At 66.3% G+C, this 11,409-nt stretch carries 12 protein-coding genes; 3 read left to right on the forward strand and 9 right to left on the reverse strand.

Annotated features, from left to right (window positions below; translation table 11 throughout):
* Positions 1–25: 25 nt before the first annotated feature.
* From EYB42_RS02170 to EYB42_RS02180, 3 genes are all read right to left on the reverse strand, one after another.
* Complete coding sequence (locus tag EYB42_RS02170) at positions 26–820, reverse strand: 3'(2'),5'-bisphosphate nucleotidase CysQ (RefSeq protein ID WP_135447718.1); 795 nt, start codon at positions 818–820, stop codon at positions 26–28.
* On the reverse strand, positions 807–2,150 hold the full coding sequence (locus tag EYB42_RS02175; protein WP_135447720.1) for a TldD/PmbA family protein: 1,344 nt from the start codon (positions 2,148–2,150) through the stop codon (positions 807–809). Before EYB42_RS02175 ends, EYB42_RS02170 begins: the two co-directional genes overlap by 14 nt.
* A 78-nt stretch (positions 2,151–2,228) precedes the next feature.
* On the reverse strand, positions 2,229–3,764 hold the full coding sequence (locus tag EYB42_RS02180) for a DUF2125 domain-containing protein (protein WP_135447722.1): 1,536 nt from the start codon (positions 3,762–3,764) through the stop codon (positions 2,229–2,231).
* 81 nt (positions 3,765–3,845) lie between these two features.
* Here EYB42_RS02180 and EYB42_RS02185 point away from each other — a divergent pair, with 81 nt between their 5' ends.
* The 3 genes from EYB42_RS02185 to EYB42_RS02195 are packed head-to-tail and all read left to right on the forward strand — an operon-like array spanning position 3,846 to position 6,620.
* Positions 3,846–4,463, forward strand: coding sequence for an enoyl-CoA hydratase/isomerase family protein (locus tag EYB42_RS02185; RefSeq protein ID WP_135447983.1), 618 nt, complete (start codon positions 3,846–3,848; stop codon positions 4,461–4,463).
* A complete protein-coding gene (gene speB / locus EYB42_RS02190; protein ID WP_135447724.1) occupies positions 4,460–5,404 on the forward strand; it encodes an agmatinase in 945 nt (314 codons plus the stop codon). Before EYB42_RS02185 ends, speB begins: the two co-directional genes overlap by 4 nt.
* A gap of 52 nt (positions 5,405–5,456) precedes the next feature.
* Entirely contained in the window at positions 5,457–6,620 is a 1,164-nt protein-coding gene (locus EYB42_RS02195; RefSeq protein WP_135447726.1) for a BaiN/RdsA family NAD(P)/FAD-dependent oxidoreductase, read from the forward strand.
* A 41-nt stretch (positions 6,621–6,661) separates the two neighbouring features.
* Here the strand turns inward: EYB42_RS02195 and EYB42_RS02200 are convergent, their stop codons facing one another.
* The 6 genes from EYB42_RS02200 to EYB42_RS02225 are packed head-to-tail and all read right to left on the reverse strand — an operon-like array spanning position 6,662 to position 11,409.
* Positions 6,662–7,426, reverse strand: coding sequence for an SDR family NAD(P)-dependent oxidoreductase (locus EYB42_RS02200; protein WP_135447728.1), 765 nt, complete (start codon positions 7,424–7,426; stop codon positions 6,662–6,664).
* Positions 7,423–8,547 (reverse strand): mandelate racemase/muconate lactonizing enzyme family protein, encoded by a 1,125-nt coding sequence (locus EYB42_RS02205; protein ID WP_167850896.1) that lies wholly within the window; start codon positions 8,545–8,547, stop codon positions 7,423–7,425. The genes EYB42_RS02200 and EYB42_RS02205 overlap by 4 nt, the downstream gene beginning before the upstream one ends.
* A 1-nt stretch (position 8,548) precedes the next feature.
* Positions 8,549–9,385, reverse strand: coding sequence for a fumarylacetoacetate hydrolase family protein (locus EYB42_RS02210; RefSeq protein WP_135447732.1), 837 nt, complete (start codon positions 9,383–9,385; stop codon positions 8,549–8,551).
* A 10-nt stretch (positions 9,386–9,395) separates the two neighbouring features.
* Positions 9,396–10,355, reverse strand: a complete 960-nt coding sequence (locus EYB42_RS02215) for a C-terminal binding protein (RefSeq protein WP_135447734.1) — start codon at positions 10,353–10,355, stop codon at positions 9,396–9,398.
* Positions 10,352–11,095 carry an SDR family NAD(P)-dependent oxidoreductase gene (locus EYB42_RS02220; protein ID WP_135447736.1) on the reverse strand — a complete coding sequence of 248 codons (744 nt, stop codon included), beginning with the start codon at positions 11,093–11,095 and terminating at the stop codon, positions 10,352–10,354. The genes EYB42_RS02215 and EYB42_RS02220 overlap by 4 nt, the downstream gene beginning before the upstream one ends.
* Positions 11,092–11,409 carry an L-rhamnose mutarotase gene (locus tag EYB42_RS02225; RefSeq protein ID WP_135447738.1) on the reverse strand — a complete coding sequence of 106 codons (318 nt, stop codon included), beginning with the start codon at positions 11,407–11,409 and terminating at the stop codon, positions 11,092–11,094. Before EYB42_RS02225 ends, EYB42_RS02220 begins: the two co-directional genes overlap by 4 nt.

Consider the following 11,409-nt stretch of genomic DNA (forward strand, 5'->3'; position numbering starts at 1 on the left):
GCAACCCCTGCAAGGCCTGACGAACTCATCGACCAGCGGCGGGTCTGGCACCAAGCCTGCGCAGCGCTTCGGCGTGCAACGCAGGGGGCAGGGCCAGCACGCCGTCGGCGCGGGCGCTGGCCGTATTGAAGCGCAGCGCAGCGCCCCTGGCATCTGTCACCACGGCACCGGCCCGTTCCGCGATCAGGCTGCCCGCCGCGATGTCCCATTCCCAGGCAGGGCGCAGGGTCAGCATCCCGTCGAAGCGTCCCTCTGCCGCCAGGCACAGGCGCCAGGCCAGCGAAGCGCGGAAGTGGCGGAAGATCTCGGGCACGCCTCCGGGCCATTTCTCGGGCGCCATGTTGGCCTTGGTGGTCAGGATGTCGGCCCCCTCCAGCCGGTCACGACGGCTGGCCGCCATCGGCTGGCCATCCCGCAGGGCTGGCGCGGATTCGGACGCGGTATAGATCCTGTCAAGCGCCGGCAGGAATACGACCGCCGCCGTCACCCGGCCCTGACGGGCCACCGCAAGGGAATGGGAGAAGGTTTCCTCCCCGGCAATGAAGGCGCGTGTGCCGTCGATCGGGTCGATGATGAAGACACTTTCGCACTCCAGCCGGGCAGGGTCATCGGGCGTCTCTTCGGACAGCCAGCCGTAATCGGGACGCGCCGACTGAAGGACCAGCTTCAGCATGTCGTTCACCGCCAGATCGGCCTCCGAGACGGGGCCATGCTCGCCGCCCTTGTCCCAGACCTTCGGATCGCGGCGCCAGTAGCGCAGCGCGATGCGCCCGGCCTCGCGCGCGGCCTCGGTCAACAGGGCCAGGTCACGCGCCGGCAATGGTCATCCCGTCGATGAGAATCGAGGGCACGCGCGTCGAAAGATGGGGCCGCGCATCGTTCGCCGGGATGATGCGGCGCAGCATGTCGCGCAGGTTGCCCGCGATGGTGCACTCGTGGACCGGATGGCTGATCCGGCCGTTTTCCACCCAGAACCCCGCCGCGCCGCGCGAATAGTCGCCCGTCGTCGGGTTGATCGTCGATCCGATCATCGAGGTGACCCAAAGCCCGGTGCCCATCTGTGCCAGAAGGTCGTCACGGCTGACCTGACCCTGCGTCAGGTCGATGTTGGTGGTCGAAGGCGATGGTGGCGCCGAGACCCCGCGCGAGGCGTTGGCCGTGGACGGCATGCCCAGCTTGCGCCCCGTCGAAAGGTCCAGCACCCAGCCGGTCAGCACACCATCGTCCACGATCGCGCGGCGGCGGGTCGCCAGCCCCTCGCCATCGAACGGGCGCGAGGCGGAAATGCGCGGGCGGTGCGGGTCTTCGATCAGGGAAATCCCGGCGGGCAGGATCCGTTGGCCAAGAAGGTCGCGCGCCCAGCTGGATCCGCGCGCGATCGCCGTGCCGTTGATCGCCGATAGAAGGTGGCTAACCAGCGATGCCGCAACCCGTTCGTCGTAAAGCACCGGATAGGTGCCGGTCTTGGGCTTCACCGACCCCACGCGCTGCAAGGCGCGTTCGGCGGCAAGCCGGCCGATGCTGTCGGCATCCGGCATGTCGGAAAGATAGACACGCGACTCCCCGGCATAGTCGCGCTGCATGTCGGTGCCCGCGCCGGTAAACGCCACCGCGGAAAGCGAGACCGAAGTGCGCCCGTAGCCCCCCGAAAAGCCATTCGTCGCCGCCAGATGCAGCGCGCGGCGGCTAAAGGCGGCGGCGGCTTCGACCTGGGTGATGCCATTTGCGCCAAGGGCCGCGGCCTCGACAGCGCGGGCCTGCTCTTCCAGGGCCGCGGGGCCGGGTTCCGGGGCGGGGTCGGCCAGATCCAGCGCGGCAAGGTTCCAGTCCTGCGCCAGTTGCGAGGGGTCGGCAAGGCCGACAGTCTGATCCTCCGGGGCCTCGCGGGCCATCGCCACGGCGCGTTCGGCCAGGGCCAGAATCGTGGCCGGAGAGGTATCCGAAGCCGAAACGCAAGCCTGCCGCCTGCCCATCAGCACGCGCAGGCCGATTTCCACGCCCTCCGACCGCTCTGCCTGTTCCAGCGCGCCCCTGCGGATTTCGATCGACAGCGCCGTGCCGGACACCGCCAGCGCATCGGCGCTGTCGGCCCCGGCCTTGCGTGCAGCGTCAAGCAGGGCCTGCGTCAGGTCGGAAAGACTGGGGGTCATGGATCGGTCCCGGATGATGTCGGGCTAGGTAGTCCGAAGGGGGGCGCTGTGCAAGACCGCCCCCCTGGGCCCGCCCGCCTATTGCAGCCGCTGGCCGTTGGCGAAGAAGCCGCCGTCCTTGAATTCCAGAAGGCTTGTCACCTCGTCCGGTGCCGAGCCGGGACGGGTGAACATACCCAGCATCATGCGTGCGCCCATGGCCTGGTCGTCGGGCATAAGGCCCATTGCGATCAGGTTGTCGATCAGCTTCTGCACGCCCGTGATCGTGACGTTGATCTGGCCGCTGGGTGCAGGCATGCCCTGGAAGGTCTGGAGATCATTGTTGTCGAAGGTCAGCCCACCCGTAGCCGCCACCTGCGCCCCGGCCGCCTTGACCAGGAACTGCGTCAGGTCCAGCGAGTTCAGCTGGCCCGGAGGCTCTGTCCCGGTGGATTGGAAGGCCGGGTCCATGATGTCAGCCAGCCAGCGCCCGGTGCCCCTGGTGTCCAAAATGAAGGTCGCCGGTTCGCGCGACAGCGTCGCCGCCGGGTCGAACAGGCCCCAGACATCTTCCGAGACGGTCAGGTCCACAAGCTTGGCCAGGAAGGCAAAGTCCTGCGGGGTGTCGGATTTCGACGCGGGCATCAGCACGTTGAACGCGGTCTCGCCGAAGCCGAAAGTCAGTTCCGGGAACGGGATGTCCGGCCCGGACAGGCTGAAGTTCGCCCCGGTCAGCGAAGTGCCGTAATTCACCCGCGTCTTGTCCACCCCCAGGACGAAGCCGCCCCCGGTCGCGGTGCCGGCCATCTTGACCGGGCCATTGCTGTCGGTCACGTCAAGGTCGATGGACATGGGTCCGAACGAGAAGGTCGAGTCGGTGCTGAAGCCGCTGTTCAGGGCCTTGGCCATGTTTGCCATGATCTCGGGGCCCAGGAAATTGCCCCTGGTCGCGCCCTTCAGATCGGCAATCGAGATCTTGAAGGTGCCTTTTCCCGATGTCTCGGGGCTGTTTCCCGCAAGGTCCAGGGCCATCGACTTGATGGTGAAATTGCTGTCAAGCGCCACCGTCTCGTCCGAACGGCTCATCAGATAGCTGCCCCGGGCTTCGGTCATGACCATGGTCGCCGCGGTGTCCAGCGCCTTGCCGTCCTCGTCCTTTACCTCGTCCAGGGTGATGGAAACGGTCGGGGCATCGAAATCGTATCTCGTCGCCTCGACGGTGCCCCCGGCGGTGATCACGGCGCCCGGCTGCGAGATGGTCAGCTTGATCGACGACGGTCCATCGTCCGTTTCCGGAAAGGCAAGTTGCATCGGAAGTGTTTCGGACATGGTGATCGCAACCGTGCCGTCGCCCTTGTCGCTGAAATCCAGCCTGTCGATGCAGACGGCATAGGTGCCGCCAAGCTCGTCCTTGTGCGTCACGACAAGGCCCGACACCTCCAGCGTGTCGCCATTGCGCGTGGCGCTGCCGACGGTGATCTGCTGTCCGCCTGCGGCATAAAGCGCCTGCCAGCTTTCCCAGACCTGTTCAGGCGTGACATCAGCCAGGGCTCCGGTGGCGGAGAGAGAAAGCACCAATGCGGTCGAGGAGGCGAGCATCCGGGTCATTGCAGGGTCTTTCCGGTTGAATTCCATGCGGCATCCTTTCTATCACCTCCTGACGCGTCAAGGGAGTCTGCCATGCAGGCCGGGTCGGGAATGACAGACAGAACGGCAATGATCGAGACAGGGCAGATCCGCAATTGCACGGTGATCCGGCTGAACCGGCCCGAGAAGGCAAACGCTCTGACCGGGGCCATGCTGGCCGACCTGCGCCGGGCGGTAGAGGCGGCCCGGACCAATGCCCTGATCCTGACCGGCGCGGGCAAGGTCTTTTCCGCCGGGGCAGACCTTGACGGGATGCGGGCCGGCCTGGGCGCCAGCCCGGAATGGGAGGCCCTGTCCTCTGCCATCGCCGGCTATTCCGGTCTGACCGTTGCGGCACTGAACGGCACGCTGGCAGGTGGGGCGATGGGCATGGCACTGGCCTGCGACCTGCGCATCGCGGTGCCGTCGGCGCAGTTCTTCTACCCGGTCATGCGGCTGGGCTACCTGCCCCAGCCGTCCGATCCGGCCCGGCTTGCCGCCCTGATCGGGCCATCGCGGGCCAAGCTGATGCTGCTGGCCGGGCAAAGGATCGGCACCGACGAGGCGCTGGCCTGGGGGCTGATCGACGGCATCTGCGCCGTCGAGGCGCTGATCGACACGGCAATGTCGTTGGCCGAACAGGCCCTGGCCGCCGATCCGGTGCATGTTGCCGCCCTGAAACGCATGACCAACGGGGGAACCCCATGACGAACGCCTACGAGACCGGCCGCCTGAACCTGCCCTTCGTCGGTATCTCGACCTTCGGCAAGAATCCCTACCAGCCTGACTGGTCAAGGATCGAAGCAGACTTTGCAGTGCTGGGCGCCCCGTTCGACTTCGGCACCCAGTTCCGCGCCGGCGCCCGCTTTGGGCCGCGTGCGATCCGCGAAGCCTCGACCCTGTTTTCCTTCGGCCATTCGGGGGCATACGACCACGAGGATGACGTGACCTATCTGGAAGGTGTTCGCATCCTCGACATCGGCGACGCCGATATCGTCCACACGGATACCGAGACCAGTCACGCCAACATCGAAAAGGGGGTGCGCGCCATCCTGGCCGCCGGGGCAGTGCCGGTGGTGCTGGGCGGCGACCATTCGGTCAACATCCCCTGCATCCGCGCCTTCGAAGGTCGCCCGATCCACATCGTCCAGATCGACGCCCATCTGGACTTTGTCGATGTGCGCCACGGCGTCCGCCACGGCCACGGCAACCCGATGCGCCGCGCAGCCGAGCAGGCGCATGTGAAAGGCATCACCGCACTTGGCATCCGCAACGTCAGTTCCACCGCGAAGGATGGCTACGATGCGGCCCGCGCGATGGGCGACGACATCCTGTCCGTCCGTCAGGTGCGCAGGCTGGGCATCGAAGGCACGCTGGCCCGCATTCCGAAGGGGGTAGACTATTACCTGACCCTCGACATCGACGGCTTCGACCCCTCGATCGCCCCCGGTACCGGCACGCCCTCGCACGGCGGGTTCCTGTATTACGAAATGCTGGAGCTGATCGACGGCCTGACGAAACAGGGCAACATCATCGGCATCGACCTGGTCGAGGTCGCCCCGGATTACGACCATACCGGCACCACGGCTATCCTGGCGGCGCAGATCCTTCTGAACACCATCGGGCGGATCGCCCATAACCGGAGGTAGGCCGCATTGCCCCGCCCCGCAGCACTGCCGCATCCGGCCCTGAACCGGCAGGATGGCGCCCTTGGCTGAAGCCCTTGTCGTAGGCGCCGGTCCCGCAGGTCTGATGGCGGCGGAAGAGCTGGCGAAAGCCGGGGTGCGGACCATCGTCTGCGAAGCCAGACCCTCGGTCGCGCGCAAGTTCCTGATGGCCGGAAAATCGGGGCTGAACGTCACCCGGGACGAACCGCGCGAAGCCTTCGTATCCCGCTACGATGCGCCGCAGCTGCGCCCGATTCTGGCCGGGTTCGGCCCTGACGAGGTGCAGCAATGGTGCCGCGACCTGGGACAGGAGATTTTCACGGGATCGTCCGGCCGCGTCTTTCCCGTGGCGATGAAGGCCTCTCCCCTGTTGCGGGCCTGGCTGCAAAGGCTGGTCTCGCTGCGGGTCGAGATCCGCACCCGCTGGCGCTGGTCGGGGTTTGCCGCTGCGGGGCTGCGCTTCGCCACGCCCGAGGGCGACCGCGTGCTGACACCCGATGCAACCGTCCTGGCTCTGGGCGGGGCCAGCTGGCAGAGGCTGGGGTCGGACGGGGCCTGGGTTCCCTGGCTGCGGGAAAAGGGCGTGGCAATTTCCGACTGGAAGCCCGCGAACATGGGCTTCCGGATCGACTGGTCGCAACGCATGGCCGCGTTCTTCGGCCAGCCGGTCAAAGGCGTGGCGCTGCTGGTCGGCAACCGCCGCGAACGTGGAGAGTTCGTCATCTCCTCCCGCGGAATCGAGGGGGGCGGAATCTATGCCGTCAGCCGCGACCTGCGCGAGGGGGCGACGCTTGCGTTGGACCTGCTGCCGGACCTGACGGAAGACCAGGTTGCAGCCCGCCTGGCCCGGATGAAACCGGCTGAAAGCACGGCGAACCGCCTGCGCAAGCTGGGGCTTGGCAAGGTGCAGGCGGCGCTGGTGATGGAATGGTCGCGTGACGCGCCGCTGGCCCGGCTGAAGCGGCTGCCGGTGCCGCTGGCCGGCCCGCGCCCGCTGGACGAGGCAATATCGGTCGCGGGGGGCGTGCGATGGGATGCGCTGACGCCGGATCTGGAGTTGCGCGCCCTGCCGGGGGTCTTTGCCTGCGGGGAGATGCTGGATTGGGAAGCCCCGACCGGCGGCTATCTGCTGACCGCCTGCTGGGCCAGCGGGCGCTGGGCTGGCCAGCGAGCTGCGGCAAGGATCACCACGGCCTGAGATCACGGCTGGCAATCCGTGCCCCGGCCTGCGCTGCCTGGTCAGTACATCAGCAGACCGCCCGAGACGTTGATCATCGCCCCGGTCATGTAACGCGCCATGTCCGAGGCAAGAAAGACAGTCACGCCGACATGGTCTTCGGGCAGGCCCAGCCGCTGCATGGGGATCGACCGGATCATCGCCTCGCGGTCGGCCTCGGTCTGGCCGGGAACCTTCAGCATCGGCGTGTCCACCAGGCCCGGCGCGACAGAGTTGACACGGATACCCAGAGGTGCCCAGCTGCGGGCCATGCCACGGGTCATGGTGGTGATCGCACCCTTGGTCGCGTTGTAGACAACCGACCCGGAAAGACCGCCGGACAGCGCCCCCTGCGAGGAATAGTTGATGACCGACCCGGGCGTTCCGGTGTCGGCCAGGCGCTTCGCGAAGGCCTGGGTCAGGAAAAACAGTGCCTTCAGGTTGATGTCGTGCTGGGCATCCCAGTCTTCTTCGGTGACCGAGAAAAGGTCATTCGTGCGCAGGATGATCCCGGCGATGTTGACCAGGACCGAAGCAAGGCCAAGATCGGTTTCGATCCGCCCGACCAGCGCCGGCAGCTGCCCGATCTGCCGCAGGTCCGTGCCATAGCCGCGGTGCCCGCCGCCAAGGGCGTTTGCGGTGGAGTCGCAGGCTATCTGGTCGCGATCGACCACGGCCACCCTGCACCCCGCCTCGGCAAAACCTTCGGCGACCGCGCGGCCAATGGCGCCGGTTGCACCGGTGACGATGACGGTCTTTCCGGAAAGGCCCCAGTCAAGGTGGCTCATCGGTCAAGCCTTGCCGATTGCACAAGGTCTTCGTTGATTTCGATCCCCAGACCGGGCCCCTCGGGCAGGTTGATCCAGCCGTCGGTATGCCAGACCGGCCTGTCCACCAGATCTTTCTGCGCGGGGCCATAGACGGGTTGCAGTTCAAGCTCCTTGCAGGCGGGGCAGGCAAAGCTGAGCGCCTGGCTGGCGGCAGAAACGATGGCGGTGGAAAAGTTGTGGGCGTTCGCCTGCCGGCGGTGGGCGTGGCAGATCTCGGCGGCTTTCAGGAAGCCGGTGATGCCCTCGATCCGGCCGGGGTCAAGGCCGACCACATCGACGGTGCCGGTTTCCACGATCCGCTCCACTCCCTTGTGGTTCCACTCCTTCTCGCCATAGGCGAGCCTGAGAGAGGTAGCGGCGCGCAGCGCCCGGTAACCTTCGGGATCGTGGTCGCCAAGCGGTTCTTCCAGCCAATGCACGTCGTAGGCCTCGAACGCGCGGGCCCGCTGGATGGCGGTGGGCACGTCCCAGAAGTTCTTGATGCCAAGATCGATCATCAGCCGCTTGTCGCCGATCGCGGCGCGGACGGTTCGGACGAATTCGACATCGCGGGCGTGATCGAAGCCAAGATGCGCATTGCCCTTCTTGCCGAAGCCGATCTTCACGCCCTGCATTCCGCCCGACAGGTAGCCCCGTATGTCATCGGCCATTTCGGGGATCGAGGCCTTGGTCCCGTGGATCGAGGCGATTGCAGGAAGACGGGTGCGGACCGGGCCGCCCAGCAAATCAAGCAACGACCGGCCCAGCACCTTTCCCTTCAGATCCCACAGCGCGATGTCGATGCCGGAAATCGCCAGCGATGCGATCCCGGCACCGTTGCCATACCACCAGCTGTGTTCCTTCAGCGCCAGCCAGATGCCATGGCTGTGAAGTTCGTCCTTTCCCACCACCAGTTCGGCCATCCCCTCGACCAGGGCCCTGGCGGCGCGGGAAGCTTCAGGGAAATAGGTGCAGCATTCGCCCCAGCCCACGGCCCCGTCCTCTGTGGTGATCTTCACCAGGCAGACAGAGCGCAGGCGGGAATGGTCGTTCGGTTCGGGGTAGGCAACCGGAATGGCCTGAACGCTGCGGATGGTCATGTCAATCCTGCACGCAGGTCTGCTTCTGGGTGCCGAGACCCTCGATCCCCAGCTCAACCACATCCCCGGCCTTCAGATAGCGCGGCGGCTTCATGCCCATCCCGACGCCGGGTGGCGTGCCGGTCGAGATGATGTCGCCAGGATGCAGGGTGAAGAACTGGCTGAGATAGGCGATGATGTGGGCGACGCCATAGACCATGGTGCGGGTGGACCCGTTCTGCATCGTCTCACCGTTCACCGTCAGCCACATGCCAAGGTTCTGCGGATCAGGCACCTCATCGGGCGTCACCAGCCAGGGGCCGGTCTGGCCGAAATTGTCGCAGGACTTGCCCTTGGTCCACTGGCCGGCGCGTTCGGTCTGGAAGGCGCGTTCGCTGACATCGTTGATGACGCAGTAGCCGGCCACATGCGACAGGGCCTGGTCTTCGCTAATGTATTTGGCGGGCTTGCCGATGACGACGCCAAGCTCGACCTCCCAGTCGGTCTTCTGGCTGCCCCGCGGGATGAGGATCGGGTCGTTCGGACCGCAGATGGCCGAGGTGGCCTTCATGAAGATCACGGGTTCCGGGGGAACCTGAAGGCCGCTTTCGGCCGCGTGATCGGCATAATTCAGACCGATGCAGATGAACTTGCCCGTGCCACCGACGCAGGGGCCAAGGCGGGGCGAGCCCTCGACCCTGGGCAGGGTTGCCGGGTCGATGGCCTTCAGCCGGTCGAGATCGGTCAGGACAGCGCCGGAAAGGTCGGCCACATGGGCCGAAAGATCGCGGATCGTGCCCGAGGCATCGAGGAGGCCGGGCTTTTCCTGCCCCTTCGGCCCGTAGCGGAGAAGTTTCATGGTTCGTCCTTCAGTTTGCGGTCGAGCCGGGCACGGGCTTGCGCACCCCCTGCCCGGTCAGCGCGCGGGTGATTTCATCTGCGACAAGGCTTTGTAGCCGTTCCACCGCCACATCGGAATACCAGGCGGCATGCGGGCCAAGCAGCAGGTTCGGGGCCTGCCGCAGCGGACTGTCGTCCGGCAGGGGTTCGGTCTGGAACACATCAAGCGCGGCTCCGGCAAGGGTGCCGGCCGCCAGGGCTGCGGCAAGTGCTGCCTCGTCGATCAGATCGCCCCTGGCAGTATTGACCAGGATCGCGGTTGCCCGCATCTGCGCCAGGGTCGCGGCATTGATGATCCTGGTGGTTTCGGGGGTGGCTGGCGCGTGCAGGGTAAGCGCATCGCAACCCGCAAGAAGCGTGGGCAGATCGCACAACGTCAGACCGGGGAAGTCACCCTTGAAATAGGGGTCATGCGCCAGAAACCTAAAACCGAATGGGGCAAGGCGGCTGGCCACCTCCTGTGCGATGCGGCCGAAGCCGAGGAAGCCAACGACCGTCTCGCCGAAGCTTTTCAGCGGTTTCGAGATGGCCACCGCCGCCCATTCCCCGCGCCGAACCGAGGCATCAAGCGCCGGCAGCTTGCGCAGCAGTGCCAGGATCGAGGCGGCGGTGTGGTCCGCGACCTCGGCGGTGCAGTAGTCGGGAACATAGGCGGCCTTCACGCCATGGTCGTTCAGCGCCGCCACATCCAGGTTGTTGTAGCCCACGCCATAGCGGATGACGGTGGCACCAGGTGCCAGTCCCGCGATGGCGTCACGGGTCAGTGGTGCGAACTGCACCACGACCACGTCGGCGCCCCTGACCGCTGCCGCGACTTCTTCGGCTGTCCTGCAGGCATGGCGTTCAAGGATCGCGCCGGCGGCGCGGGCGGCTGCCTCTTCCTTTTCCACGGTGGGAAAGGTTGCATCGGTCACGACGACGCGCTTCATTCCAGCGCCCTCAGGCCGACCATCCTGCGCAGATCGGGGTTGCGCACGTCCAGGTCCTGCCCCGCCAGCGCGTCGGCGGCCGGGGTGCACAGCCATGCGATGGCGCGCGCTGGCTCGTCAGCCGGGGCCAGATTCTCGCGCGGGATCTGCGAAACCGGGTTGATCCCCGAGGCACGGATCGATCGCTGCATGTCGGTATCGACCACGCCAGGAGCGAATCCGAAGACGCGGATGCCATGCCCGGCATATTCCAGATGCACGGACCGCGTCAGCATGGCGAGCCCGGCCTTGCCCGCGCAGTAGGCGCTCCACCCTTCCATCGGCCGGTGGGCTGCGCCGGAGGACAGGTTGACGATGGTGCCGCCACCCTGGCCGACCATGTGGCGCAGGGCCAGTTGCGTTGCATGAAAGGCCGCGATCAGATTGGTCTGGATGTTGCGGGCCCAGTCCTCGGGCGAGACATCAAGGATGCGCCCGATCGGGCCGATGATGCCCGCGTTGTTCACCAGGATGTCGAAGCCCTGTTCCAGCACCGTGGTCATCGCAACGCTGTCGGTCATGTCGGCGTGGTGGCCGGTGGCGGGAAGATCGCCAAGCTCTCGCCGGGCGGCGGCGATGTTGGCGGCACTGCGGGCCGTGAAATGCACGGTTGCGCCAGCCTCGGCCAGCGCCTTCACGACGGCCAGCCCGATGCCGCGGTTGCCGCCGGTCACAAGGGCGGTCTTGCCTGAAAGGGTCACGGGTCAAGGCTCCATTGCTTGGGAAGAAGGAAGGGGAATCCGGTGCGCGGGTTGATGTCGATCTGCATGATCGGGGCCATGCTTTCCGACCATTTCGCGTTCACCGGGTCGTTTTTCAGATAGTCGATGGTGGCCTGCAGGTCGTCGGTCTCGAAATAGCCGAACAGCGTCAGGCCGTGACGGAAGATGTGATAGTTGCGGATCCCGGACTTGCGCAAGGTCGCGTCCATTTCCGGCCACAACTCGTCATGGCGCTGCTTGTACTCCTCTTCGCAGCCGGGGCGGACGCCCAGAACCCATGCATAGGATGCCAT

Source organism: Tabrizicola caldifontis (assembly GCF_004762095.1).
GTDB lineage: Bacteria > Pseudomonadota > Alphaproteobacteria > Rhodobacterales > Rhodobacteraceae > Tabrizicola > Tabrizicola caldifontis.